This window comes from Pseudomonas sp. LG1D9 (assembly GCF_002949995.1).
GTDB classification, from domain to species: domain Bacteria; phylum Pseudomonadota; class Gammaproteobacteria; order Pseudomonadales; family Pseudomonadaceae; genus Aquipseudomonas; species Aquipseudomonas proteolytica.
Genome location: NZ_CP026881.1, coordinates 733,467 through 759,203, shown reverse-complemented (window position 1 = coordinate 759,203; position 25,737 = coordinate 733,467). Strand labels below are relative to the sequence as shown.

Here is a 25,737-nt window from a genome sequence, read left to right as displayed (position 1 = left end):
TTGGCTTGGGGTTTGGATCAGATGCCCATATTGCCCAAGGCCACCACAATATTGCGCAATGTCCCGGCAATGCCTGGATGGTCCAATTCGAAACGTTCGACTGCCAGGTTTACATCATCGGCAATGCTGGGCGGTTGAGTGGCAGGTTCCAGTTCCAGTTGCACTTCAAACTTGGCAATCAAGGCTTCCAGCGCTTCGCGTTTTTCCAGTGGCAGAGGCGGGTCCTGATTCAATTGCTCGCGCAGGATGGAAACCTGTTCTTGCAGTTTTTCGCGGGCAGGCATGGCGTTCTTCCTTTTATCGATAGGCACTGGCATAGACCACGGCACGCCGAGAAAGGTCTACGGGATGACCTGTAGATTAATCCACTGGCGCCGACTGTGCATGATCTTGATCAGGGCTTTTCGCCTTTGAGCCGGCGCAGGCTGATGTCTGCCAGGCACGTGTCCAATTCACCCAGGTGGTCGATCACCGAGTGCACGCCAAGCCCGTACAGTGCGACGGTAGCCTTGGCACGCTTGTGTTCGCGTGCCTGTTCGTCCAACGCTTGCCATTGGGTCGGGGAGAGCCCGCATAGCGATCCGCAGGACGCCAGGCCAATTGTCCAGAGCCCGGCATTGAGCCCGGATTGCAGCAGTCGAGGCTCTCCACTGACCAGCACGCAGCCGTCCAGGCGCTCAATGTTCAGGTCCATCAAGGCTTGCCAGCAGGCATGGGGCGCAGGCCAAGGGGTGGCCGCGGGACGGGTGCCCTGGACCCAGCCGGGCAGGGCTGCGGCCAGTGCCGTGGTGACGGTGGAGGGCAACTCATCCAGCCAGGCGCAGGGGGTGCCTTGTCGACTGAGCGATTGCAGGATATTCAGGGCGCCAGGGGTGGCCAGGGTTTCGCCAGCGGGGATGGTGTCGGCGTGGGCCATGGAACCGAAGTCCACCAGGCAGCCACTGAGCCCAAACAATACGGCGGTGAGGGCGGGGGCGTTCTCTGCAACGATCTGGGGGTGGGGCATTGGGACGTCCCTGAAAATAGCTGTGACGCTATCGAAGGTCCGTGACAGGTAGATGACACCTGATTAGATTGTGGGAAAATTGTACATTTTCTGAATGACATTTCCGTCAAGCTGCCTAATCTTACACTTCCGTCATATACTGCCGCCTTATTCAGGGCATAGCGCCCATGACAGATTATTCAAGGAGTTCAAGCTATGCGCTGGAGCCAGTGTCTTGCTCAACTATCCGTGTGTGCCAGTGTCCTGCTGGTACCTTTCGCCGCCCAGGCTGCGGAAGACGACCCATGGGAAAGCATCAACCGCCCGATCTTCACCTTCAACGACACCGTTGATACCTACGCACTCAAGCCATTGGCCCAGGGCTATCAGTTCATTACTCCGCAATTTGTCGAAGACGGTATCCATAACTTCTTCCGCAATATCGGTGACGTGGGCAACTTGGCCAACAACGTGCTGCAGCTCAAGCCTCATCAGGCGGGTGTCGATACCGCGCGCTTGCTGGTCAACACCACGTTTGGCGTGTTGGGCTTGGTTGATGTCGGCACCAAAATGGGGCTGCAACGCAGTGATGAAGACTTCGGCCAGACCCTCGGCTACTGGGGCGTGGGCAGCGGTCCTTACGTGATGCTGCCATTGCTGGGCCCAAGCACCCTGCGTGATGCTCCGTCCAAGTATGTCGACAGCTACACCGAACCGTACCGCTACATGAACGACATTCCTACGCGTAACAGCGCCATGGGCCTGGATATCATCGATACCCGCGCCAGCCTGCTGTCGGCTGAAAAGCTGATCAACGGCGACAAATACACCTTTATCCGCAATGCCTACCTGCAAAACCGTGAGTTCAAGGTCAAGGACGGCAATGTAGTGGATGATTTTTAAGGTTAAACCTTGAATGAAAAAGGCGGCCATCGAGGCTAATGCCGATCAGTTAAGCCTTCTCGCTTGACCTTTGGCCGCAAGAAATCAAAATCCGATGCCTGTACTGGCATCGGATTTTTTTATGCGTCTCGCTCGGGCACTGGAACTGACCCACAACATCGCCTCTACCCCCAACGCCATCGAGGGATTGGGTGCTTTGCTCGATCCTTCTCTGGTCGAACAGGCGCTTGAACAAGCTGGTGTGGCGACGCTGCGCAAGCGTCGTTTGCCTCTGGAAATGATGCTCTGGTGCGTGATCTCCATGGCGTTCTTCCGGCGCATGTCGGCCTGGGATGTGGTCAGTCGCATGAATATCATGTTGCCGGGTCAGCGCCCGTTGGTAGCGCCCAGCGCCGTAGTCCAGGCCCGTCAGAGATTGGGCAGCGAAGCTGTACGACAAGTCTTCGATTTGACCCAGAAAAGTTGGCATGAGGCAGCCGGTCACCCGACTTGGGCCGGTCTGCGTTTGTTGGGTGTCGATGGCGTTGTCTGGCGCACGCCCGATACGCCGGAAAATCGGGCGCGCTATGACTCCGCCAGCAACCAGCATGGCGACACCGGTTTTCCTCAGGTGCGCGTGGTCTGCCAAATGGAGTTGACCAGCCATTTGCTGATTGGCAGTGCGTTTGAAGGCTACCGCAGCAACGAAATGAAACTGGCCGAGCAACTGATCGAAACCACCCCCGATCACTCGCTGACGCTGTTTGATCGTGGTTTTTACTCGTTAGGTTTACTGCATCGGTGGCAGCAGGCAGGTGTCGAACGCCACTGGCTGATGCCGCTGAAAAAAGGCTCGCAGTACGAGGTGATCCAGCGTTTGGGGCGCCAGGATGCGATTGTTTTGCTGAGCACTTCGCCGCAGGCCCGCAAGCAATGGCCTGGGTTGCCGGAGCAGCTGACCGCGCGACTGCTGAGCAAAACCGTCAAGGGCAAGGTGTGTCAGATTCTGACCTCGATGGCTGACCCACTGCGTTTTCCTTCCGACGAGATCGTTGATCTGTACAGCCAGCGCTGGGAAATCGAATTAGGCTTTCGGGAAATGAAGCAGACGCTGTTCAACAGCAGCTATACGCTGCGCAGCAAGACACCCGAGATGATCGAGCAAGAGTTGTGGGGCGTGTTGTTGGGCTACAACTTGTTGCGCTATCAGATGGTGGAAATGAGTCGCCACTGTCCTGGCATTTACCCGTGCGAAATGAGCTTTACCGCGTGTACCTGGGCGATTCTTGGGTTTATCAACAGCGTCTCGGCCGACCGTTCCGGGAACATCCCCAAGTATTTGGCCGAGCTTCATGCTTCAGCGCCGCACTACGTTCTACCGCATCGACGTGAGGAGCGCGTTTATCCTCGGGCGATTCGGCTGAAATCATCGAAGTATCCGATCAAAAATAAAAATGCCAGTCAGCTTAACTGACTGGCATTAGCCCTCGAGGCCGCCTTTTTTGTGTGCATTGATTTCAGTACATCTTGAGAATTTTCAGGCCCAGGTGTTGGTCGTCGCCTTCTTTCCTGGCCCATACCACCTCGGTGTCCGCTTTCAGGCCTTTGAGTGCGGCATGTTCTGAGTCGATACGCACCTTCAGTTGGTCGCCCACGTTGAATGAGTGCTGCGCCTGAACCTGCATTCCAGAGCTGGAGAGGTCCAGGCAGACCCCGGCAATCTCCTGGCCGGCGTGGATCAGCGACACGTCGGCCTCCACCCGCATGCGGATGAAATCGCGCTTTTCCGCGTAGTCACGTTCATTTGCGCTCATAGGTTTCATCCTTCCATTGCGTTGTGGTTTTGCCTGTTCTTATAACTCCCGGTGATTTGCGATGTAAAGACGCCCAGCGACCATCGGCATGAGCTTGAAACCCCTGGCGGATGGGAGTACCGTCTGCGCCTTAGAAGGGCACCTCTGCTTTACCTTTGTGCGTGAGCCAAAAGCTCATGTTTTGTAGGACAGAGAGGCTAGAAAGCGAATCCAGTAGTGCGAGCCCGGCCATTGCCAAGCTGCCTACGCCAACCTAATTCTGGCGCCGTTTGCCCACATGCAAAAAACCAGTGCCACGCTGCTGATAATCGATGACGACGAAGTAGTGCGCGCGAGTCTCGCGGCCTATTTGGAAGACAGTGGCTTCAGCGTCCTGCAGGCCGGCAATGGTCTTCAGGGTCTCCAGGTGTTTGAGCGCGACCAGCCCGACCTGGTGATCTGCGACCTGCGCATGCCCCAGATGGGCGGCCTTGAGCTGATCCGCCAGGTGACCGAGCTTGCCCCGCAGACGCCGGTGATTGTCGTGTCCGGTGCCGGGGTGATGAACGACGCCGTGGAAGCCTTGCGCCTGGGCGCCGCCGATTACCTGATCAAGCCCCTGGAAGACCTGGCCGTATTGGAGCACTCGGTGCGCCGAGCGCTGGATCGTGCCCGCCTGCTGCTGGAAAACCAGCGTTATCGCGAGAAGCTCGAAACCGCCAACCGTGAACTCGAAGCCAGCCTCAACCTGCTCCAGGAAGACCAGAACGCCGGTCGCCAGGTACAGATGAACATGCTGCCGGTCAGTCCCTGGACTATCGACGAGTTCCAGTTCGCCCACCAGATCATCCCGTCGTTGTACCTGTCGGGTGATTTTGTCGACTATTTCCGCGTGGATGAGCGCCGTGTCGCGTTCTATCTGGCCGATGTCTCCGGACACGGCGCATCCTCTGCATTCGTGACCGTGTTGTTGAAGTTCATGACCACACGGCTGTTGTTCGAATCCAAGCGCAACGGCACCTTGCCGGAGTTCACTCCCTCGCAAGTGCTGGGCCACATCAACCGAGGCCTGATCAGCTGCAAGCTGGGCAAGCACGTGACGATGGTCGGCGGCGTGATTGACGAAGAAACCGGTCTTTTGACCTATAGCATTGGCGGTCACCTGCCATTGCCGGTTTTATACACTCCGGACAGTGTGCGTTATCTGGAAGGGCGTGGTCTGCCGGTTGGCTTGTTCAATGAAGCCACCTATGAAGACCACATCCTGGAATTGCCACCGGCATTCAGCCTGACGCTGATGTCCGATGGCATCCTGGACCTTCTTCCAGAGCCTACACTCAAGGAGAAAGAAGCCGCCTTGCCCCAACGGGTCAGGTCGGCGGGCGGCAGCCTGGATGGCCTGCGGCAGGTTTTTGGATTGGCCACGCTAGGGGAGATGCCGGATGATATCGCCCTATTGGTGTTGAGCAGGAATCTTTGATGAGTACCGGAAGAATCCAATTCGCCGAGCAAGATGGGACCTTCGTCCTGAAGTTTGTCGGTGAAGTGCGCCTGACCTTGTGTTCGGCCCTGGATGCAACGATTGAGCGGATTTTCACTGCCTTGAATTTCTCGGCGATCGTGATCGATCTGACCGAAACCCGCAGCATCGATAGCACCACCCTTGGGCTGTTGGCCAAGTTGTCCATTCTGTCTCGGCAGAAGGTTGGGTTGCTGCCGACCGTCGTCACCACCCACGAAGACATCACCCGGCTGTTGCAGTCGATGGGTTTCGACCAGGTGTTCAACATCGTTGACCGCCCGATCCCGTGCCCGGAGTGCCTGACCGACTTACCGTCCCAGGATCAATCCGAGGAAGTGGTGCGGCTTAAGGTGCTGGAGGCGCATAAGATCCTCATGGGCCTGAACGAATCCAACCGCGAAGCCTTCCACGACCTGGTCAATGCCCTCGAGCGGCACTGACCTCACGGTTGGAGCACGGTCAAAATGTGGGAGCTGGCTTGCTTGCGATAGCTATAGGTATCTACACAACTTTGCCGCAACGCCTAAATCCAGGCAGATAGCGCAGTTGTGGCGAGCGGGCTTGCCCCGCGCTGGGCTGCGAAGCAGCCCTAAACCCTGCCATCGCGGTTTACCTGAAGAAACGCGGCGGGCTTTTCGGGGCTGCTTCGCAGCCCAGCGCGGGGGGTGTCAGTTTCTGAAAGTTGTGTAGATACCTATGCTGCGATAGCGCCAGCCCAACCAACACATACTTAACGTTACAAAAAAGGGCGGCACCCTAACGGATGCCGCCCTTTTTACCGCGCCCGCTTTTTACAGCTTGGCGCTCAGCAATGCCTCCAGCTTCTCCTGGTCACGAGCAAACTGGCGAATGCCCTCAGCCAGCTTCTCCGTGGCCATCGCATCCTCGTTGGACTCCCAGCGGAACTGCGCTTCTGTCATATGCACACGAGGTTCACCGGCATGGCCTGGCGCCAGTTTGCGTTCCAGCTTGCCATTGTCGGCCGCCAGTTTCTCCAGCAAGTCCGGGCTGATGGTCAGGCGGTCGCAGCCGGCCAACTCTTCGATCTGGCTCAGGTTGCGGAAGCTCGCGCCCATCACCACCGTCTTGTAGCCATTGGCCTTGTAGTAGTTGTAGATGCGCGTTACCGACTGCACGCCTGGATCATCGGTGCCGGTGTAGTCGTTGCCATTGGCCTTTTTGTACCAGTCGTAGATACGACCGACAAACGGCGAAATCAGGAACACCCCGGCTTCAGCGCAGGCCACGGCCTGGGCGAAGGAGAACAGCAGGGTCAGGTTGGTCTGGATGCCTTCCTTTTCCAATTGCTCGGCGGCGCGAATGCCTTCCCAGGTGGATGCAATCTTGATCAGCACGCGGTCGCGGCCAATACCTGCCTTTTCGTACAGGTCGATCAGGCGATGCGCACGCTTGAGTACCGCGTCAGTGTCGAACGACAGGCGCGCATCCACCTCGGTGGAAATACGCCCCGGCACCACTTTGAGGATCTCTTGACCGACAGCCACCGCAAAACGGTCACTGGCCAGGCCCACATCACCGTTGCAATCCTGCACGCAGGCATCCAGCAGCTTGGCGTAGGCTGGAATTGACGCAGCCTTGAGCAAGAGGGAAGGGTTAGTGGTGGCATCCTGCGGCTTGACGCGAGCGATAGCTTCAAAATCGCCAGTGTCGGCAACTACAGTAGTGAATTGCTTGAGTTGTTCCAGCTTGGAAGTCATGGGCGTGCTCTGTCCTATGGGTCTGATGACATTACCCGAGGGCTGCTAGCCGCTCAAGGGCGCAAATGCGTTCGATCGTTTGCGAGGGCAACAACCTGAAAACAGGCGTTTGAATGACCGACCTTGCAGGTAAATAGGAGGGCAAAATCGTAATCGGGTTCAACCCGATGCAATAAACGCCGAGATCAAAGGTGGAGCGGGCTTGCCCGCGATCGCGACGGACCGAGCACCGCATAAACTGACAGGCACCCTCCGTCAGCGACCCTCCAGCAGCGCCCCAGCCTGATCCAGCAAAGTCAGCGGGTCCGCAGCCTTATGAATATCCACCGACAACAACTGCCGAAACCTTCGCGCCCCAGGAAACCCGGTGCCCAACCCCAGCACGTGCCGCGTAATGTGATGCATCGCCCCACCCGTAGCCAGGTGCGCGGCGATATACGGCCGCAACTGCGCCAACGCCTCGGCCCGACTGATCACCGGCGCCGTGCTGCCAAACAATCGCTGATCCACTTCTGCCAGCAAATACGGGTTGTGATAGGCCTCGCGCCCCAGCATCACCCCATCAAACACCTGCAAATGCTCTGCACATTGCTCCAGCGTCTTGATCCCGCCATTGAGAACAATCTCCAGCTCGGGAAAATCGCGCTTCAACTGCGCCGCCACGTCATAACGCAGCGGCGGAATGTCCCGATTCTCCTTGGGCGAGAGCCCCTCCAGAACCGCAATCCGCGCATGCACGGTAAAACTGGTGCAACCGGCGTCCTTCACCTGCCCGACGAAATCACACAGCTGGGCATAACTGTCCCGCCCGTTAATCCCGATACGATGCTTGACCGTCACCGGAATCGACACCGCATCGCGCATTGCCTTCACACAGTCCGCCACAAGAGCGGGGTGCCCCATCAGGCATGCCCCGATCATATTGTTCTGCACCCGGTCGCTGGGGCAGCCGACGTTCAGATTCACCTCGTCATAACCCGCGTCCTGGGCCATGCGGGCACAAGCGGCCAAATCCGCCGGAACACTGCCGCCCAACTGCAACGCCAACGGGTGCTCGGCTTCGTTGTGACGCAGGAAACGTTCGTGATCGCCATGGAGGATGGCGCCAGTGGTGACCATCTCGGTGTAGAGCAGGGCGTGCTTGGAGAGCAGGCGCAGGAAGTAGCGGCAGTGGTGGTCGGTCCAGTCCATCATAGGCGCGACGCTGAAGCGGCGTGAGAAAGCTTGTGTTGGAGCAGTGTTTGGAGGCATGAGGATCTGAGTTGAGCTTTGCGAAGGGGAGGCAGTTTAACAGGAATGGGTTAGCGGAGATGGCGGGGGCCGTACGTTGAGGTTGTCGTAGTTAAATATGTTTGTCCCCTTTTCCTCACCTTTTCCCTCAGGCAGGATGAAAAATCCTGCGACTACGTTATTTTCGTTTATAGCTGCGGCCCGATTAATGCTCGCGTCGAAGTTCCAGCGCAGTGAATAACAGCATGCCAACCAGCATGGCTAGGATGAATACGACTGCTTGCCAGTGCCCCGTCAATAGGATGGTAACGGCGGGTCCAGGACAAATACCCGCTACTCCCCATCCAATGCCAAATACCAAGCTGCCGCCGATAAGACGCAGGTCCAACTCTCGCTTGGTCGGGAGTCGCATCGGGTTTCCCAGTACAGAACGGGTTTGATGGCGTGCCCAGTTCAGCGGACCGATTGCGACACCAATCGCCCCGGCCATTACCAACGCCAGGGATGGGTCCCAGGCGCCTGTCACGTCCAGGAACGCGAGTACTTTTTCAGGATTTGCCATGCCTGCCAGCAGCAGGCCCAAGCCGAATACTACGCCAGCGATGAATGCAGTCAGTTTGAGCATGTTCAACTCTTCAGGACGTGACGCAGGATAAATACTGTAGCGAAACCACTGAACATGAAGCATGCCGTGGCGATTATCGAACGCGGAGAAAGGCGGGACAGGCCGCAGACGCCGTGGCCACTCGTGCAGCCCGACCCGTAGCGGGTGCCGATGCCCACCAATAGGCCTGCGACGGTGAGTGTGAGCCAGCCGCCCTGGAATTTGATCTGCGGCAGAGTGGTGAACAATCCCCATATAAGCGGCGCGACCAGCAGGCCCAGCAGAAATAACACTTTCTCGCTCACACCCTCGTTTCGACGCTGCAGAAGGCTGCCGATCAGACCGCTGATGCCCGCGATACGTCCATTTGCGACGATCATCAGGCTAACAGCCAGACCAATCAATGCGCCGCCGGCAAGGGATGACCATGGTGTGAAATTGAGCCAGTCGATATTCATGAAAACCCCACGCTATAAAAATTGCCTTCATTCTTTCTATTGCGCGGCAATCGCTCACCCGCTGCATGGCATCTTGTACACCCGGTCAGTTTGTTCAGGCCACTGTAGCGCATGCGGCCCATGACGATGACAAGCGTAGCTGGCCAGCACTTTCGCCGGTTCTCCCATAATCATGCGGCTTTGTTCCTGAGCGATGCCACTGTGTTCGGCCACTGCGCTGAATGCTGCACCCTGGGATTCGTAGAGTTGCCGGGATAGGGGGGAGAAAAAGAGCAACGAGCCACTTTCGAAACCGTACTCAGCTGCGGTAAATGACGACAGTCGTAGGCGTAAATGACTTCCAGGATGGCTGCGCAGAGTGTTGCCAGTGTGTTGGTCATCGTTGATGATCAGGTCGGTAACGCTCTTCGCACTGAGGGGGGCTATGGCAACCAACATTTTTCGCGGACGTGCATACCTAGCCTGGTGACCCGAGACGAATAACCGCGGATGTTAAGGCGTTGAGACAGATTCAGCAGGAGCATCGCAGAACGCTCATCGGCACTTATATTGCCCAGGGGTAAGGGTATAGTTCAACTTTGCACTGCCTAACAGAAGATGAGCGTGGGCCCAGAAAACCCTAACAACGGTTGAACAATTTTATGCTGACCGGTTTTTTGCAGTATCCCGTTTCGTTTGGCGATCCTGCGGCAAATTTCAAGCAGATTTGCGATGTTTTAGACCATCCACAGTTTGATCTGTTGGTCATGCCCGAGCTTTGCAACATTGGTTACTTTCACGACTCGCGTGAAGCGTTGTTTCGTCGTGCTGAATCGGCGCTCGATGGGCCAACCGCGCAGTTCTTATTGAAACTATCAGCAGCTAAGAACGCCACGTTAATTGCAGGCATCGCTGAGCGTGATGGCGATCACGTATACAACACGGCGATTGTCGTATCACGGGGACGCTGGCTGGGGAAACAACGTAAATGTCACCTGTCACGCATAGAGAAAGTCCTCTTTACCCCGGGCGATTCATTGACGTGTTTTGATGACGGAATCTGCCGCTTTGGCGTTCTGACTTGTTTTGACCTCTGGATGCCAGAAGCCGCACGTTTGCTGGTGCGCCAGGGTGCACAACTATTGTGTTGCCCAGCCAACTATGGTGGTCCTTGGACAACCCAGCTTGCACGTATTCGAGCGATGGAAAATGCCACTCCGCTAATCTGTGCCAATCGTAGTGGTGTGGAGATGTATGAGGGCGTAGAGGCGAAATTCAGGGGGGAAAGCCAAATTGTCGGGCCTATGGGAGAGGTTTGGGCATCTGCCACAGAGCAGACGGCGCTCGGTTTGTCGAGGATCGATCCCGCAGCTCACGTTCTCAAGTCGAATCCTATGTGTGATGACTTGATGGAGGAGGCAAGTCGCTATGCTTTATCAGGCCCGCACCCAAAATGAACAGGCCGTGTCCGGTAGCAATACCGGCAACCGAAAGCAGGAAATTCAGGCCGCTATGGCAGATTGGAATGCCTTGGCGTTTTGTTTTTCCGAGTTCGGTGGCGCAACCGAAAAACGGCGAGAAGATGCTGGTGACGCAGTTAGTAGGGGCATTGAGGTATCGGATTGGCGCGCGCGCAGAGCTATCGGTTTATCAGGAGCCGGGGAGCCCTGTTGATGTCGGGTATTGGGAGAACGTGCACGTTAGTCAACACGCCCCGGCAACATCCCCGCCAGTACCTTGTCTTTGTCCATAAAGTGATGCTTCAGCGCTACCACTATATGCCCGCCCACAAGGGCTCCGCATAGCCATGCACAGTAGGTATGGATTGCCTTTGCCAGGTCGTAGAGGCTTTTATCGGCCTCCACCAGCGGCGGTAGCAAGAATAAGCCTGCAACCAGAATGGGTTTGTCGGCAACCGAACTCCAGTACCAGCCGGAGAGTGGCAGCGCCACTAGCGCTACGATGTACAGCAGCAGATGGCCGATGAATGCAGCACGCTTGACCCGTGGCGTCATCGTATTGGGCAGCGCGGGTGCTGCATGGGTCAGGCGCCAGGCGATGCGCAGGACGACTAGGAATAGCAGCGTGCTGGCCATTGCCTTGTGTAAGAAGGTGAGTTGATGCAGTGGGTTGAATTCATCGCGCCAGTGAACGGCCACGATCCCAATGACCCAGGCGGCAATCCAGATGAGCGCCATGCCCCAGTGCAGCCACTTTGCCGTGGCCGTATAACTTTTTGTCTCAGTCATCTGGATATGCGCTCCCTTTTGAGAAGACGCGATTATCGACAATAGGGCACGTTGTAAAACCGTAAAATGTCGATGATTCCCATCGACTTTTCTGATTTTTAGTTCACTTACGTTCTGTCAGGGCTGTAATTGGCCTTGTTACAGGATATTTGGTTACTCAGGTGAAGCTAAACCGGGTGCCAACACCATCGCCAGGTCCAGAACAGGCGCCCGATCCAGCCCGAGCATGATATTCTGCGCGCCATCTTGGTCTATTCTCTCTCTGGTACGCGCTCCCGAATGCGTGCCGGCAGGGTAGCTGTCGCCGAGGTAGCTGAAGCCAATAATGATAAGAAGTCAGCGCAGAAGGGACATAAAAGTGAGGTCGATACGTCGGCCTTGTGTGCCCACCCTGCAGTTCTTGCGAGTACGGGAACCAGCAAAACATTGCCTGATGTTTTGCGCACCGCGGTTGCCGGAAGGTCGAGGGCGGTAGGGCGGAAGGCGTTTTATCATAGGTGCTACGATGTTTAAAAAAGTGAACACCGCCCTGCTGGGGTTGGCTTTGTCGATGGGGATTACTTCCGTTCAGGCGGAAGAGGCAAAGAAAGTTGATGTGCTGCTGATCGGCGGCGGCATCATGAGCGCGACCCTGGGTGTCTGGCTCAATGAGCTGGAGCCGCAATGGTCGATGGAGATGGTCGAGCGCCTGGACGGCGTCGCCGAAGAAAGCTCCAACGGTTGGAACAACGCCGGTACCGGTCACTCCGCGTTGGCTGAGCTGAACTACACCCCGGAAAACAAGGACGGCATCGTTGAGATCCCGAAAGCGGTCGAGATCAACGAAGCGTTCCAGATCTCCCGCCAGTTCTGGTCGTGGCAGGTTCAGCAAGGCGTTCTGAAGAACCCTCGCTCGTTCATCAACTCCACGCCGCACATGAGCTTTGTGTGGGGCGATGACAACATCAAGTTCCTGAAGAAGCGTTACGAAGCGCTGCAGGCGAGTCCGCTGTTTGCCGGCATGGAATACTCCGAAGATCCGGTACAGATCAAGAAGTGGGTTCCGCTGATGATGGAAGGGCGTGACCCGAACCAGAAAATCGCCGCTACCTGGTCTCCGATCGGTACCGATGTGAACTTCGGCGAGATCACCCGCCAGTTCGTCGCTCACCTGCAGACCACGCCCAAGTTCGACCTGAAACTGTCGAGCGAAGTGCAGGACATCACCAAGAACGCCGACGGTTCGTGGCGCGTCAGCTACAAAAACCTGAAAGACGGCACCAAGACCGAGACCGACGCCAAGTTCGTGTTCATCGGCGCGGGCGGCGGTGCCCTGCACCTGCTGCAAAAGTCGGGCATTCCTGAAGGCAAGGAATACGCCGGCTTCCCGGTTGGCGGCTCGTTCCTGGTAACCGAGAATCCAACGATTGCCGAGCAGCATCTGGCCAAGGCCTACGGCAAGGCTTCGGTGGGTTCGCCGCCGATGTCGGTGCCGCACCTGGACACCCGTGTGCTGGATGGCAAGCGCGTGATCCTGTTTGGCCCATTCGCGACCTTCTCCACCAAGTTCCTGAAAGAAGGCTCGTACCTGGACCTGCTGACCAGCACCACGACCCACAACATCTGGCCAATGACCAAAGTCGGTATTCGTGAATACCCACTGGTCGAGTACCTTGCCGGCCAACTGATGCAGTCGGATGACGACCGCTTCAAGGCGCTGCAAGAGTACTTCCCGAACGCCAAGAAAGAAGACTGGCGCCTGTGGCAGGCCGGTCAGCGTGTGCAGATCATCAAGCGTGACGAAGAGCAGGGCGGCGTCCTGAAACTCGGTACCGAAGTGGTCAGCTCTGCCGACAACACCATCGCAGGCCTGTTGGGTGCATCGCCAGGTGCGTCCACCGCAGCGCCGATCATGCTGACCGTGATGGAAAAAGTGTTCAAGGACAAGGTCGCTACCCCGGCCTGGCAGGAAAAGCTGAAGCAGATCGTGCCAAGCTATGGCACCAAGCTGAACGGCAGCCCTGAGCGCGTTGCGCAAGAATGGGCCTACACCGCCAAGGTTCTGCAGCTGACGCCTCCGCCAGTCATTCCTGAAATGGCAGCGCCTCAAGCGACCGAGGCTGCCAAGCCTGCGGCCGAGCCGAGCAAGCCGGCGGCTGATATCGCGCTGTAAGCGGTTGAGGCAGTCCTGATCCAGGGCTGCATCGATACTTGAAAACCCGCTGAACCGGAAACGGTCAGCGGGTTTTTTGGTTGTGGCGTTTCGATGTATTTACACCGGTCAAATACGGAAACCTTTTTTGACCTGTTCATGCAGATGAAGCGCCAGGTGATTGCCGCTATCAGACAGTAGATAAACCTGATGCGGCGACAACCCCGGTAACTGAACGCCAGGAATGACTTGGGTCAGCCCAGCGACCATACGTTCCTCCTCGATCAGCCCCACCGCCAACCCACACATGATGGCGGCTTCTACGGCTGTTGAACTGGCGCTCTCAAGCAGGATTCGGTAATACACCCCGTGCTCTTTCAGCACACGCAGGGCCGACTCCCGGTATGGGCACCCGCTCAACTGGACGGCGATGGGAAGCGGTGCCTGTTCAGGTCTCTGGAAGTGCTCGGCCACGACCCACACCGGCTGTATTGCACCCAGCCGCTCGCCTTGTTCCAGCGGTTGCGCGCTGACGATCAATGCCAGGTCAACTTGCTCACGACTGAACATCATGGACAGTTCGCCGCTGGACCTTGCCTCCACTTCCAGTTCGAGCAGAGGGTTGTCTGCAATCAGTTGCGGAAGGAAGTCACGCATAAACGCCGGCGCGTAGGAGTCAGGTAAACCCAGGCGGATTTTGCCCTGCATGCGCTGTGGGGTTAGCGAGGCGAGTAAACGGTCATGGCTTTTCAGGAAATCAGTGGTCTCACTCAGCAATTTCTTGCCATACATCGTCAGCTCCACACCCTGGTTGTTGCGACTGAAGAGCCTCTGGCCTACCAGGTTCTCCAGCTTGTGAATTTGTGTCGTGACGGTCGAGGCACTGCGATGCACATGGTTGGCGGCTTCGTTGAAACGCCTGAAGCGGGCAACAGCATGAAAGGTACGCAAGAGGTCAATGTTCAGTTGCTTGTTCATGATCCCTCTTTTCGGGATTAGTTATGCGGATTATTCAAATATACAAAATCATGCCTTCATCCTAGTCTTTGGGTCAAACAGGAGCGCGCCTGCATATCGAATAAAAAGAGTCGGAGCGTACATATGGATATCAACACGCTGGTTGTCGCATCTTTGCAGAGTCATCATGAGTTTGGCGGGCACATTTGGACGATTGAAAACGCTGAGAAATATTCGACATTGCCTGGGTATACCTCGGCCCTGAATCAACAGGTCAGTGAAGAAATACTGGCACTGATGACAACGTTGAACACTGAGGGCATAAGCGGTGCAGGTTTGTGTGCCGCGCCTTGTGGGTCGGGCTCCTTGGGCGAAATCCTGTATTCGGTTGCCTCTGACTTGGTTGATCTTCTGGGACCGGGGAGCTTGCATTACGTTGAGCTGGGTCCGGAACCGGTGAAGACGTCTGCGCTGATGGGCTATTTGCTTGACTGCGGCAGCGAACCGCAACACTACACAGCAGTGGATATCAATAGCGCTTCGCAGGCGGTCATGCGTCGAGTGGTGGAACCGCTGCTGCCAACTCCCCAAGGGTTTTCCTACCTGGCCACTGACTTTCGTGACCTGCACAGGCATCAGCTCGAACGGGGGCAGGATGTAACGCTGATCACAATGCTGGGGTTTCAAGAGGGCAACGAGTTGCCCGACACCATTGGCGAGATCATCCGCCGGGTAGGCGGTACGCGAACGTACGTCTTATCAGAAATGCAGCTGTCCACCGCTGAGGGGGACGCGCATATCCATCGTTTTTATGGGCACGATTGCATGAGCCGGTTTTCTGACCTGATCGGTTTGAAACTGGGCTTGAAGAAAACGGATGACCATCGAGTCGTCATTTCCCAGATTGAGCACCACGACCACTGCTACCGCGTCGCCGCAACGTTGCTCCCGGTCAATGATGGTCACAATGACGGCTATCTGTTGACGAATGTCTGCCTGAAATACACCCGTGAACAATTCATCCGTGTGCGGCAGGAATACGGCAGTTGCCGGGTCATTGGCGAGTATTGCAGTGGCGATGGCAGTGTCATGTATCAGTTGGCTGAGTACTGCCTGGACCACGAGGGAGGTTTGTAACGATGAGGCGAGACAGTGACCTACCCGTCTTTGCACAGGGGGCCGGACGGCTGAAGTTGGCATTGCAGGCATCGCTTTCGCCATCATCGTTGCGCTGCAAGCATCCTGGTGCATTACTGGATACCTTGCAGCATTGGAATGATGGCTACTTGAACAAGACGGCGCCTGTGCTTGGGTACCACCGAAGCCTAGCCGAACTGGGCTATGCCAGTTCGTCGGTGGATATTGCCGCGGCTGAACAGTTGACAGCGGTGGCACAGGTATCGGGGTTGTTCAGTGAAGAAGGCGTCGTGCAATTACGCCGGGCCTGTTATCAATTGGAAGCAGGCTCTACCACCAGTGATTGGATTATTTCCAATCGTACCCGGGCGGCTACCGAATCTTCGACCCTGCTGCGGGAAATGATGGGCAGTCGCGCCTTCTTGTTAGCGGTGTCACGGATTGCAGGCGTTCCCTTGGTGCCACATCCGTTTTTGCGGGCGCGTTCGCAGGTTAACTATTTTTACCCGCCTCAGGCCCCCGAGGCCAAGGCCCAAGTCGGGATGTGGCATACCGATGGTACGAGTTTCGTCTTGAATATCCTGCTATCGGGCCCTGACGAGTATGAGGGTGGGGAGTTTGTCTTTTTTGAGGGGCCAAACGAGCTCTTTGATGTGAGTGACTTGGGTGAGCGTCTTTGCACCAGTGTGGCCAAGGCCTGCGGTGATGCTGTTTATATCTACGGCAGTCGTGTGTTTCATGGGGTTCGCCCACTCATCTCCGGTAGGCGCATGTCGCTGGTGCTTTCATTCCATTGTCCTTACAGCACAGCCGATGTGAACAAGTTCTGGCACCTTGCTTCCGATGACGGTGTGTTGAGGACGATCAGGCCATGGCTTCAACTTAAGCGCGACTTGGCCTTACCTGCCGATGAGCAATACCGGCGGCTCGATATTGAGCCTATTACCTTTGCCGACCTTGCGGTTCGCCTATGAGGTTTCTCAAACTCATGCGCCTGGATGCGCTGAAGCTACTGCTATTGCAGGTTGTATTTGTCCTGTCTTGGAGTTCCGGTTTCATTGGGGCCAAGATGGGCGCCCAGGATGCCGGCGCGTTCAACTTGCTGTTCTGGCGTTTCTTGCTGGTGTCAGTGTGCCTGGCGCTGTTTTTGAATGTCGCACTGCTGAAGATTTCCTGGGCGCAAATCCGCCATCATGCGGTGATTGGTTTCTTGTCGCAGTTTCTCTATTTGAGTTGCGTCTATGTGGCCATTCAAAATGGTTTGCCTCCAGGCATTGCGGCAATCATTGCTGCCCTACAGCCCCTGATGACAGCGGCCCTTTCGTCAGGCAGTACCGAGGAGCGCAGCGGGGGCTGGCAGTGGTTGGGGTTGATGATCGGTTTTTGTGGCGTGTCGATTGTGATCGCTGGGCAATACCGCAATAGCGGTGCCGAGGTCGGGCTGGTCATGTATTTACTGCCGCTTGTTTCGGCATTGGGGCTGACGATGGCAACGCTGTATGAGCGCCGCGCAGCACTGACGCAACCTCATCGCAGTACGCTGAGCCTGTCGCTGTTCATTCAGTCGCTGGTTACCTTGATCGGCTTTACCGCTGCAGTGCTCTACACCAATACGTTGAGTGTTCCGCAGGGGGCTGGCGTGTTGATCTCGATCGTTTGGTTGACGGTTTTTTCAACATTTATCGCGTATCTGAGCCTTTGGATGCTGCTAAGGGTAATGACGGCCACCCATGTGGCGGTCCTGGTTTACCTGGAGCCACCCGTGACGTTGGTCTGGGCAGCACTTATGTTTGGCGATGTGATTTATACGTCGACTTATGTGGGCATCGTGGTGGTGGTGGCGGGGCTGATTCTGGTGCGTTTGAAACGACAAACCATGGTGTGTACGCCATAAGCCGTGAGCGCTTTTTTGCCCCACTAGGTCGGCTTTTTCGTTCCCAGCAACCGCAGTTCCTTGAGCAACGCTGCCCCCAGTTGTTCGGTGCCCACCTCCTCGTACCCCACAGCCTTGATCTTGCCATTCTGTTCCGCCTGGATGACCACCACCGGGGTCTCCTTAAGCGTACCTGCCTCGATGTGCATGGCGTATTGGGGAATGTCCATTTTGATCGGTGTACCGGCTGCCTTGCCCTTCACATTGATCAGAAACGCCGCGCAACCACTGTCTACATCCTCGTTGGTGGCGGACCGCCCGCTGACAAAGCAGGTCTGCGGCAGGTCGGGCCAGGCGATGGTTTGCGCCAAGGCCAGGGCGGGTGTCAGGAGCAGGGCAGCGAGCAGAAGCGTACGCACGTTGGGCAGTCTCTCAAGGGGCAATGGAACACAGGTTTTACCAAAGCAGGCCCGTTGCAGCAACGCCAGGGTTCAGCCCAGGCGCCGCATACCAGCGGCCTTCGCGGCGTCTAGATCAAAGGTGGCGGTGTATTCACACCCGGCGGCGTGGGCACAGCGTTCGATCAGGCAGTCGGCGAAATCCGCCTTGGTTGTGGTAAATCGGCGCACGGCCTGCCAGATGACTTCGGCATGTTCGATGATCAGTTCGCGGGTACGCAACAGGGTTTCCAGAACGGCTACCACTTGCGTCTTGGTGCAGGGGTAGCAGCTCTGTAGTACCCAGACCAGTTCCACCACCGAAACCAGGCTGACGAAACCCGGCGCAGCAACGGTCAGGGATTCGATCAGGTGCGAGGCCTTGGCCGATTGCGCCGGATCATCCTGGGTGACGTAGCGCACCAGCACATTGGTATCCAGGCCAATCATCCAGCCTTCGCTCCCTGCGCGGCGATTGCCTGGTTCATGTGTTCAATGCTGACGGCCTTGGCGGGTTTGCGGATCAGCCCCTTGAGGTCCTGGATGCTGTGGTTGGCGGCGATGATGGCGAACTTGCCATCTTCCATTTCGACAAATTCCACCCGGTCTCCTGTGTCCAGGCCCAATGCGGTCCGGACTTGAACGGGGATGGTGATTTGCCCTTTTGAGGTGAGTGTGGCGGTGGCCATAATGAAGGTCTCCATCGGGATATTCCTTACCTTAGGGTAAGGAATAATGGAGGACAAGATCCGTTGGTCCATAGGTTGCTCTTCTGTGGGGGCAGTGATCGGAATAGTTAAAACCCTAGTCCGCTTTCGTTCCCTCGACACCCCACAGACAGTCCTAAAGCAATACAACCTATGACCTGGCAATTTGCCTTATTGCACGACTCGATAGCACGGCACATACGCCGCGCCGCCGGGCAGCTTCATCCGGTGCTGCTCCACGAACGCTTTCAACAATTCATCCAGCGGCTTCATGATGGTCGGGTCGCCGTGGATCTCATAGGGCCCGTTCTGTTCGATCAGGCGGATGCCCTTGTCCTTGACGTTACCCGCTACGATCCCTGAGAACGCCCGGCGCAGGTTGGCCGCCAGTTCATGGGCGGGCAGGGCGTGGCTCAGCTGCAGGCTGGCCATGTTGGCGTGGGTCGGGTCGAACGGGCGCTGGAAGCCTTCGTCGATCTTCAGCAGCCAGTTGAAGTGGAAGGCGTCGTTGCGCTCGCGACGGAACTGTTTGACCGACTTCAGGCCTGCGGTCATCTGCCGGGCGACTTCCGCGGGGTCATCAATGATGATCTGGTAGTGGGCCTGGGCCGCTTCACCGAGGGTCGCACCGACAAACGCATGTAGCTGTTGCAGGTACGGCGCCGCTTGTTTGGGCCCGGTGAGGATGACCGGGAACGGCACATCACGGTTGTCCGGGTGCATCAGGATGCCCAGCAGGTACAGGAACTCTTCGGCCGTGCCAGCGCCACCTGGGAAGATGATGATGCCGTGGCCGACGCGCACGAAGGCTTCCAGGCGTTTTTCGATATCCGGCAGGATCACCAGCTCGTTGACGATCGGGTTCGGTGCCTCGGCGGCGATGATGCCCGGCTCGGTGAGGCCCAGGTAGCGCCCGCCGGTGATGCGTTGCTTGGCGTGGGAAATGGTCGCGCCCTTCATCGGGCCTTTCATCACGCCCGGGCCGCAACCGGTGCACACGTCGAGGCTGCGCAGGCCCAGTTCGTGCCCGACTTTCTTGGTGTATTTGTATTCTTCGGTATTGATCGAGTGCCCACCCCAGCACACCACGATCTTTGGCTCGACCCCGGGCCGCAACGTGCGCGCGTTGCGCAGCAGGTGGAACACGTAGTCGGTGATGCCCTGGGAGGTGCTCAGGTCGATGCGTTGGCTATCGAGTTCGTTTTCGGTGTAGACGATATCGCGCAGGGCGCTGAACAGCATTTCGCGGGTGCTGGCGATCATTTCACCATCGACGAATGCGTCGGCGGGCGCGTTCAACAGTTCCAGGCGTACGCCGCGATCCTGTTGATGGATACGGACTTCAAAATCCTTGTAGGCGTCGAGGATGGTCTTGGCATTGTCGATATGGGCGCCGGTGTTGAGGATTGCCAGGGCGCATTGGCGGAAAAGCGTATAGATGCTGCCGGAACCGGCTTCGCTCAGTTGCTGGACTTCACGTTGCGACAGCGTTTCGAGACTGCCCTTGGGGCTGACGGAGGCATTGATGACTTGGCGTTGAGGCATTCTTATTCCCTGAAAGCGCAGCCACCGGGCGATGAACAGCCAGTGGCATGAGGATGACGAGCGCCGAATACGGTCGCACAGGACGGGCATTTTCCCTGCCCTACAGGCAGGACGCAAACTCCGTACAGCTTCATCATGCCGCACAATTTGCGCAATTCGCGTCCTTGTTGGAAAAATATAGTGCCTTTCCCCGCTGTGGATTGGATTTTGAGAACAGAAGAATTGCGACTATCGTGACGCTTCGGTTTTTCGGACGTCATAGACCAGTACGATTGACGCCGTAATGGCCACCATTGGCCATCGGCACCTTGGAAGAGGCAGAAATTTTATGATCATCAAACCGCGGGTTCGTGGCTTTATCTGTGTGACCGCCCACCCTGTTGGCTGCGAAGCGAACGTCAAAGAGCAGATCGACTACGTGACCGAGCACGGTGCCATCGAAGGCGGCCCGAAGAAAGTCCTGGTGCTCGGTGCGTCCACCGGCTACGGCCTGGCAGCACGTATCAGTGCCGCTTTTGGTTGTGGCGCCGACACCCTTGGCGTGTTTTTTGAAAAAGAAGGCGAAGAAGGCAAGCTCAGTTCTGCCGGCTGGTACAACAGCGCCGCTTTCCACAAGTTTGCCGCCGAAAAAGGCCTGTACGCCAAGAGCATCAATGGCGATGCGTTCTCTGACGAGATCAAGCGCCTGACCATCGAAACCATCAAGAAAGACCTGGGCAAGATCGACCTGGTGGTCTACAGCCTGGCCGCGCCACGCCGCACCGACCCGCAAGGCGTCGTGCATAACTCTACCCTCAAGCCGATTGGCAAGGCTGTGACCCTGCGCGGGATCAACACCGACAAGGGCGTTGTGGTCGACACCACGCTGGAGCCGGCGACCCAGGAAGAAATCGACGGCACCGTCAAAGTGATGGGCGGCGAAGACTGGCAGCTGTGGATCGACGCCCTGCGTGACGCCGACGTGTTGGCAGAAGGCGCCAAGACTACCGCGTTCACTTACCTGGGCGAAAAGCTGACCCAGGATATCTACTGGAACGGCTCCATCGGCGAGGCCAAGAAAGACCTCGACAAGAAAGTCCTGACCCTGCGCGACAACCTCGCTGCACTCAAGGGCGATGCCCGTGTATCGGTGCTCAAGGCCGTGGTCACCCAGGCCAGCTCGGCGATCCCGATCATGCCGCTGTACCTGTCGCTGCTGTTCAAAGTGATGAAAGAGCAGGGCACCCACGAAGGCTGCATCGAGCAGGTCTACGGCCTGTTCAAGGACAGCCTGTACGGCAGCGAGCCGAAGCTTGACGCCGATGGCCGCCTGCGTGCCGACCTGGCTGAGCTGGAGCCAAAGGTCCAGGACGCCGTCGCGGCGCTGTGGAACCAGGTCACCGACGACAACGTCAACGAGATCAGCGATTTCGCCGGCTACAAGGCCGAGTTCCTGCGTCTGTTCGGTTTTGAGATTGATGGCGTGGATTACGACGCTGACGTCAATCCGACCGTGAAGATCGAAGGCCTGGTCCAGGCTTAAGCCCTTGTAGGAGCCGGCTTGCCGGCGAAAAGCGTCAACGATTACGCGGGGTGCCTGGCGCCCCGTGGCGTTCTCGGGTTTTTCGCCGACAAGCCGGTTCCTACAAAAGCTCACATTTGGGAACCGTCCTACCTTTCCTTGCTTGCCCCTTCTTGACCTCGGTGTGCCAGACTGCGTCCGTTATCACACTAGGCTAACGGAGGATCTTCATGACGATTCGTGCAGTAGTTTTTGATTTCGGCGGTGTCCTGTTTGACTGGAGCCCGCAGCATCTGTACCGCAAGCTGATTACCGGTGACGAGGAGCGCCAATGGTTCCTCGAGAACATCTGTACCCAGGCCTGGAACACTGAACAGGACGCTGGGCGCACCCTGGCTGAGGCTACCCGCAGCCTGATCGCCGAACACCCGCAACATGAGGCTTTGATCCGGGCCTACTACGACCGCTGGCATGAAATGCTGCGCGGCCCGCTCGCCGACGGCGTGGCGATTCTTGAAGACTTGCATGAAGCCAAAGTACCGTTGTTCGGCTTGACCAACTGGTCCGCAGAAACCTTCCCCTATGCCCGCGCCAACTACCCATTCCTCAAATACTTTCGCAACATCGTAGTGTCCGGCGAGGTGAAGCTGATCAAGCCTGACCCGGCGATCTACCGCGCGAGCCTCGATCAGGTGCGTGCCCATCTGCCGGATATCCGGGCCGAAGAACTGGTGTTTATCGACGATGTGGCCGAAAACGCCAATGCCGCCAGTGCCCTGGGCTGGCAGGGTATTCACCACGTATCACCCGAGCAGACCCGGCGCCAGTTGCAGGCCTTGGGGGTGAGCGTCTAGCGCGCCCATTGTTCGATCACGAAGTCGACAAACGCCCGCAGCTTGGGCAGGCGATAGCGGTCCTGCGCATATAAAAGGTGCATCGAGCGCGAGGGTGACTGGTAGCTTGGCAGTAGCGCCACCAGCCGCCCCGCCAGTAGATCGGCGCCGACCAGGGCGTCGGGCAGCATCACGATGCCCATGCCTTCGATAGCGGCACGGTGCAGCGCCTGGGAGCTGTTGATGGTCATGGGCCCGGACACGGCGACTTCCACTTCACCGTCGGCTGCGCGCAGGCGCCAGAGTTTGTCGGCGTTGCGCCAGTCATCGGTCGACGGGTAGGCGAACGCCAAGCAGTCATGGGCCTGCAAATCCATGGGCTGCTGGGGCGTACCCCGGCGCGCCAGGTAGTCGGGCGACGCGCACAGGGTCATGGTGTAGTCCTGCAACGGCCGGGCGATCAGGCTGGAAGGTTGTAGCTCACCCAAGCGGATCGCCACGTCGAAGCCGCTATCGATCAGGTCCATGGCTTGATTGCTCAGGACCACGTACAGCTGGATCTTTGGGTAGCGTCGGGAAAACACACTGAGCGCCGGTGCCAGGCGCTCGGCACCGAACGCGGGCGGCGCGGTGATGCGCAGTAACCCCTGTGGCGCCTCGCTGTGGATTTGCTCCGCCAATTGCTCGGAGTTGGCCACCAACCCCAGTACCTCCAGGCAGCGCTGGTAATAGAGGCCGCCGAACTCGGTCAGGCTTTGCTTACGGGTGGTGCGTTTAAGCAGGCTGACGCCCAGACGTTGCTCCAGGGCGCGCAGGTGGTTGCCGACCATGGTGGTCGACAGGCCGCAAGCCTGAGCCGCCGCGGTCATGCTGCCGGCCTCTACCACTTTGACGTAGACGGTCATTGCCTGGAACAAATCCATTATCAACCCTTGATTCAAAGTCATTGCAGATGTGCGCAGTTTATCCAGCTTGAGTGGCTAACGATACTAAGGCCCTGACCCCTATGGAGCCCGATGCCATGACCGCCGCTTGCCTGATGACCACCTATCAACCCCTGGCCCTGAGTTTTACCCGTGGCTTGGGCACGCGCCTGTGGGACCAGCAGGGCCGTGAGTACCTGGACGCCGTGGCCGGAGTCGCTGTGACCAATGTCGGTCACTCCCACCCGCGGCTGGTGACGGCAATCAGCGAGCAAGCCGGGTTGCTGTTGCATACCTCCAATTTGTACGGCATCGACTGGCAGCAGCGCCTGGCCCAACGGTTAGCCCAGTTGTCTGGCCTGGATCAGGCGTTCTTCAACAATTCCGGCGCCGAAGCCAATGAAACCGCGTTGAAACTGGCGCGCCTGCATGGCTGGAAAAAAGGCATCGAGCAGCCGCTGGTGGTGGTCATGGAGAACGCCTTCCACGGCCGCACCCTGGGCACCATGGCCGCCAGCGATGGGCCGTCGGTGCGCCTGGGGTTCCAGCGTTTGCCGGGGGATTTCATCAAGGTGGGCTTTGGTGATTTGCTGGCATTGGAGGCGGTGACCCGTGAGTTCGGCCCCAGGATAGTTGCCGTATTGCTGGAGCCGATCCAGGGTGAAAGTGGTGTGCAACTGGCTGCGCCGGGTTATTTGAAAGCCTTGCGCGCGCACTGCAGCCAGCATGGTTGGCTATTGATGCTCGATGAGATCCAGACCGGCATCGGGCGTACCGGCACCTGGTTTGCTTTCCAGCAGGAGGGAATCGTCCCGGACGTCATGACCCTGGCCAAGGGCCTGGGCAACGGTATCCCGATTGGCGCCTGCCTGGCGCGGGCCGCGGTGGCCAAGCTCTTCACCCCCGGCAGCCATGGCAGCACCTTTGGCGGTAACCCGCTGGCGTGTCGCGTGGGCTGTACGGTGCTGGATATCATCGAGGAACAAGGCCTGCTGGAGAACGCCGCGCGTCAAGGCGAGCGGCTGCTGGCGCGGCTACGGGTGGAATTGAGCGAGCACCCGCAAGTGCTGGCGATCCGTGGGCGCGGGTTGATGATCGGCATTGAACTGGCCACGCCGCAGCGCGACCTGACCGAGCGGGCCGCACGGGAGCAGGGGTTGTTGCTCAATGTCACGCGGGGCAAGGTCATTCGCCTGCTGCCGCCCCTGACCCTGGATAGCAAGGAGGTGGAGATGATTGTGCGGGCCATCGCTCGATTACTGTAAATCTGGCCCGTTCAGCCACTCCTGGTTCATCGTCTGGCTGTCCCCCAGGTACTCCAGCAGCCAGGTCATGGCCGGGGACAATTTGTTCTGCGCCCAGGCCACGCAGGACGGGCTGGCCGGGAAGGGCCGTGACAGTTGCAGCGCCGCCAACTCGCCACTGTCGATCAACGGTTGCACCAGATGCGCCGGAACCATGCCGACGCAGAGCCCATCCTGTAGGCAATCCATGGCCGATGCCCAGTTGGGGACCACCAGGCGCCGTTGGTTGTCCAGGGTCCAGGTGTCGCGCTTGGGCAGGTTGCGTGAGGTGTCGGTCATGCACAGCGACGCAAAGGGCCGCAGTTGATCGTCACTGAGCAAACCCTCGACCTGCGCCAGCGGATGCCGGGCGCTGACCACGCATAACCAGTTCAATAGCCCCATGTCACGAAAGGTGAAGTGGCTGGCCACCGGCACCGCGCTGGTGGCGCCGATCACGATATCGGTGCGTTCGTCTGCCAGGGCGTCCCATACGCCGTTGTACACCTCGTACTCCAGCAGCAGTTCCACGTCGGGGAACTGGCGATAGAAGTCCAGGACCAACTGCCGGCAGCGCTGTTGTTTGACGATGGAGTCCACCGCCACTTTCAACTGGCCGCTCCAGCCATTGGCCACCTGCTGGCACAGGCGGCGGGTGCCGAGCATGGTTTTCATCACGCCACGGGCTTCGTCGATGAACAGGCGTCCGGCAGGTGTCAGCTCCACATCACGGTGGCGGCGGACAAACAACGGCACCGCCAGCCATTCCTCGATTTGCCGTACGGTGTAGCTGATGGCCGAGGGTACGCGGTGCAGTTCCTGGGCGGCGGCGCTGAAGCTGCCATGGCGAGCTACCGCATCCACCACATCCAGGGAGTATTCGGACCACATGGGCGTTGCCTTCAAAAATATTGATAAGAGTGTTCAATTATTATCGCTTCACAGCGCAACTGTCAGCTTCATAATAGGCGCCAGTCAGCAAATTGTTTG

The 25,737-nt window shown here is 57.9% G+C and carries 27 protein-coding genes and 1 pseudogene; 12 read left to right on the top strand and 16 right to left on the bottom strand.

The features are described from left to right. Nucleotides 1-17: 17 nt before the first annotated feature. Together C5F71_RS03770 and C5F71_RS03765 are read right to left on the bottom strand one after the other, a co-directional pair. Nucleotides 18-284: a DUF4404 family protein gene (locus tag C5F71_RS03770; protein ID WP_029300769.1), complete on the bottom strand. Its 267-nt coding sequence runs from the start codon at nucleotides 282-284 to the stop codon at nucleotides 18-20. A 110-nt stretch (nucleotides 285-394) separates the two neighbouring features. Beyond that, on the bottom strand, nucleotides 395-1,006 hold the full coding sequence (locus C5F71_RS03765; RefSeq protein ID WP_104910671.1) for a phosphatase: 612 nt from the start codon (nucleotides 1,004-1,006) through the stop codon (nucleotides 395-397). Nucleotides 1,007-1,201: 195 nt separating this feature from the next. Between C5F71_RS03765 and C5F71_RS03760 the strand changes: the two genes are divergently transcribed. Together C5F71_RS03760 and C5F71_RS03755 are read left to right on the top strand one after the other, a co-directional pair. Beyond that, nucleotides 1,202-1,888, top strand: coding sequence for a VacJ family lipoprotein (locus C5F71_RS03760; protein ID WP_029293840.1), 687 nt, complete (start codon nucleotides 1,202-1,204; stop codon nucleotides 1,886-1,888). Nucleotides 1,889-2,009: 121 nt separating this feature from the next. After that, nucleotides 2,010-3,341: an IS4 family transposase gene (locus C5F71_RS03755; RefSeq protein ID WP_104912592.1), complete on the top strand. Its 1,332-nt coding sequence runs from the start codon at nucleotides 2,010-2,012 to the stop codon at nucleotides 3,339-3,341. Nucleotides 3,342-3,384: 43 nt separating this feature from the next. Here the strand turns inward: C5F71_RS03755 and C5F71_RS03750 are convergent, their stop codons facing one another. Next, entirely contained in the window at nucleotides 3,385-3,681 is a 297-nt protein-coding gene (locus C5F71_RS03750) for a PilZ domain-containing protein (protein ID WP_104910670.1), read from the bottom strand. A gap of 277 nt (nucleotides 3,682-3,958) precedes the next feature. Here C5F71_RS03750 and rssB point away from each other — a divergent pair, with 277 nt between their 5' ends. Together rssB and rssC are read left to right on the top strand one after the other, a co-directional pair. After that, nucleotides 3,959-5,140, top strand: a complete 1,182-nt coding sequence (rssB, locus tag C5F71_RS03745) for a two-component system response regulator RssB (protein WP_029293844.1) — start codon at nucleotides 3,959-3,961, stop codon at nucleotides 5,138-5,140. Beyond that, entirely contained in the window at nucleotides 5,140-5,622 is a 483-nt protein-coding gene (gene rssC, locus C5F71_RS03740) for an anti-sigma factor antagonist RssC (protein ID WP_029293846.1), read from the top strand. Before rssB ends, rssC begins: the two co-directional genes overlap by 1 nt. A gap of 351 nt (nucleotides 5,623-5,973) precedes the next feature. On the opposite strand, the gene tal is transcribed toward rssC, so the two are convergent. The 5 genes and pseudogenes from tal to C5F71_RS29190 form a co-directional block, all read right to left on the bottom strand. After that, nucleotides 5,974-6,900 (bottom strand): transaldolase, encoded by a 927-nt coding sequence (gene tal, locus C5F71_RS03735; protein WP_092231713.1) that lies wholly within the window; start codon nucleotides 6,898-6,900, stop codon nucleotides 5,974-5,976. A 255-nt stretch (nucleotides 6,901-7,155) separates the two neighbouring features. Next, on the bottom strand, nucleotides 7,156-8,151 hold the full coding sequence (gene dusA, locus C5F71_RS03730; protein WP_104910669.1) for a tRNA dihydrouridine(20/20a) synthase DusA: 996 nt from the start codon (nucleotides 8,149-8,151) through the stop codon (nucleotides 7,156-7,158). Nucleotides 8,152-8,335: 184 nt separating this feature from the next. Beyond that, nucleotides 8,336-8,755: a DUF6691 family protein gene (locus C5F71_RS03725; protein WP_104910668.1), complete on the bottom strand. Its 420-nt coding sequence runs from the start codon at nucleotides 8,753-8,755 to the stop codon at nucleotides 8,336-8,338. 2 nt (nucleotides 8,756-8,757) lie between these two features. Further along, on the bottom strand, nucleotides 8,758-9,192 hold the full coding sequence (locus tag C5F71_RS03720) for a YeeE/YedE family protein (RefSeq protein ID WP_104910667.1): 435 nt from the start codon (nucleotides 9,190-9,192) through the stop codon (nucleotides 8,758-8,760). Nucleotides 9,193-9,662: 470 nt separating this feature from the next. Then, a pseudogene (locus tag C5F71_RS29190) lies at nucleotides 9,663-9,755 on the bottom strand (Crp/Fnr family transcriptional regulator); the annotation flags it as partial. A gap of 78 nt (nucleotides 9,756-9,833) precedes the next feature. Between C5F71_RS29190 and C5F71_RS03710 the strand changes: the two are divergent. Next, nucleotides 9,834-10,628 carry a nitrilase-related carbon-nitrogen hydrolase gene (locus C5F71_RS03710; protein WP_104910666.1) on the top strand — a complete coding sequence of 265 codons (795 nt, stop codon included), beginning with the start codon at nucleotides 9,834-9,836 and terminating at the stop codon, nucleotides 10,626-10,628. 243 nt (nucleotides 10,629-10,871) lie between these two features. Here C5F71_RS03710 and C5F71_RS03705 read toward each other — a convergent pair whose 3' ends face one another. Then, nucleotides 10,872-11,420, bottom strand: coding sequence for a cytochrome b (locus C5F71_RS03705; RefSeq protein ID WP_104910665.1), 549 nt, complete (start codon nucleotides 11,418-11,420; stop codon nucleotides 10,872-10,874). A gap of 505 nt (nucleotides 11,421-11,925) precedes the next feature. Here C5F71_RS03705 and mqo point away from each other — a divergent pair. Beyond that, on the top strand, nucleotides 11,926-13,572 hold the full coding sequence (mqo, locus tag C5F71_RS03700) for a malate dehydrogenase (quinone) (RefSeq protein ID WP_104910664.1): 1,647 nt from the start codon (nucleotides 11,926-11,928) through the stop codon (nucleotides 13,570-13,572). Between the two features lie 108 nt (nucleotides 13,573-13,680). Here mqo and C5F71_RS03695 read toward each other — a convergent pair whose 3' ends face one another. After that, complete coding sequence (locus C5F71_RS03695) at nucleotides 13,681-14,529, bottom strand: LysR family transcriptional regulator (protein WP_029293949.1); 849 nt, start codon at nucleotides 14,527-14,529, stop codon at nucleotides 13,681-13,683. 123 nt (nucleotides 14,530-14,652) lie between these two features. Between C5F71_RS03695 and C5F71_RS03690 the strand changes: the two genes are divergently transcribed. Genes C5F71_RS03690 through C5F71_RS03680 form a run of 3 tightly spaced genes read left to right on the top strand, consistent with a single transcriptional unit; the run spans nucleotide 14,653 to nucleotide 17,539 of the window. Continuing rightward, on the top strand, nucleotides 14,653-15,645 hold the full coding sequence (locus tag C5F71_RS03690) for a hypothetical protein (RefSeq protein ID WP_029293951.1): 993 nt from the start codon (nucleotides 14,653-14,655) through the stop codon (nucleotides 15,643-15,645). Between the two features lie 2 nt (nucleotides 15,646-15,647). After that, on the top strand, nucleotides 15,648-16,619 hold the full coding sequence (locus tag C5F71_RS03685; protein WP_104910663.1) for a hypothetical protein: 972 nt from the start codon (nucleotides 15,648-15,650) through the stop codon (nucleotides 16,617-16,619). Nucleotides 16,620-16,633: 14 nt separating this feature from the next. After that, nucleotides 16,634-17,539 carry a DMT family transporter gene (locus C5F71_RS03680; protein WP_104910662.1) on the top strand — a complete coding sequence of 302 codons (906 nt, stop codon included), beginning with the start codon at nucleotides 16,634-16,636 and terminating at the stop codon, nucleotides 17,537-17,539. 23 nt (nucleotides 17,540-17,562) lie between these two features. On the opposite strand, the gene C5F71_RS03675 is transcribed toward C5F71_RS03680, so the two are convergent. The 4 genes from C5F71_RS03675 to ppnN form a co-directional block, all read right to left on the bottom strand. Beyond that, nucleotides 17,563-17,937 carry a hypothetical protein gene (locus C5F71_RS03675; protein WP_104910661.1) on the bottom strand — a complete coding sequence of 125 codons (375 nt, stop codon included), beginning with the start codon at nucleotides 17,935-17,937 and terminating at the stop codon, nucleotides 17,563-17,565. A gap of 72 nt (nucleotides 17,938-18,009) precedes the next feature. Next, nucleotides 18,010-18,405 carry a PIN domain-containing protein gene (locus tag C5F71_RS03670; protein WP_070994575.1) on the bottom strand — a complete coding sequence of 132 codons (396 nt, stop codon included), beginning with the start codon at nucleotides 18,403-18,405 and terminating at the stop codon, nucleotides 18,010-18,012. Continuing rightward, complete coding sequence (locus tag C5F71_RS03665; RefSeq protein ID WP_029293960.1) at nucleotides 18,402-18,659, bottom strand: AbrB/MazE/SpoVT family DNA-binding domain-containing protein; 258 nt, start codon at nucleotides 18,657-18,659, stop codon at nucleotides 18,402-18,404. The genes C5F71_RS03670 and C5F71_RS03665 overlap by 4 nt, the downstream gene beginning before the upstream one ends. A gap of 174 nt (nucleotides 18,660-18,833) precedes the next feature. Beyond that, complete coding sequence (gene ppnN, locus C5F71_RS03660) at nucleotides 18,834-20,207, bottom strand: nucleotide 5'-monophosphate nucleosidase PpnN (protein ID WP_092231573.1); 1,374 nt, start codon at nucleotides 20,205-20,207, stop codon at nucleotides 18,834-18,836. A 328-nt stretch (nucleotides 20,208-20,535) separates the two neighbouring features. On the opposite strand from ppnN, the gene fabV reads away from it, so the two are divergent. Both fabV and C5F71_RS03650 read left to right on the top strand, forming a co-directional pair. After that, a complete protein-coding gene (gene fabV, locus C5F71_RS03655; RefSeq protein ID WP_029293964.1) occupies nucleotides 20,536-21,729 on the top strand; it encodes an enoyl-ACP reductase FabV in 1,194 nt (397 codons plus the stop codon). Between the two features lie 209 nt (nucleotides 21,730-21,938). Next, nucleotides 21,939-22,562, top strand: coding sequence for an HAD family phosphatase (locus C5F71_RS03650; protein WP_104910660.1), 624 nt, complete (start codon nucleotides 21,939-21,941; stop codon nucleotides 22,560-22,562). On the opposite strand, the gene C5F71_RS03645 is transcribed toward C5F71_RS03650, so the two are convergent. Then, on the bottom strand, nucleotides 22,559-23,464 hold the full coding sequence (locus tag C5F71_RS03645) for a LysR family transcriptional regulator (RefSeq protein ID WP_104910659.1): 906 nt from the start codon (nucleotides 23,462-23,464) through the stop codon (nucleotides 22,559-22,561). The genes C5F71_RS03650 and C5F71_RS03645 overlap by 4 nt on opposite strands. A 98-nt stretch (nucleotides 23,465-23,562) precedes the next feature. Here C5F71_RS03645 and C5F71_RS03640 point away from each other — a divergent pair, with 98 nt between their 5' ends. Continuing rightward, nucleotides 23,563-24,729, top strand: coding sequence for an aspartate aminotransferase family protein (locus C5F71_RS03640; RefSeq protein WP_104910658.1), 1,167 nt, complete (start codon nucleotides 23,563-23,565; stop codon nucleotides 24,727-24,729). Here C5F71_RS03640 and punR read toward each other — a convergent pair. Beyond that, nucleotides 24,721-25,638, bottom strand: coding sequence for a DNA-binding transcriptional activator PunR (gene punR / locus C5F71_RS03635; protein ID WP_029293973.1), 918 nt, complete (start codon nucleotides 25,636-25,638; stop codon nucleotides 24,721-24,723). The genes C5F71_RS03640 and punR overlap by 9 nt on opposite strands. Nucleotides 25,639-25,737: the final 99 nt, after the last annotated feature.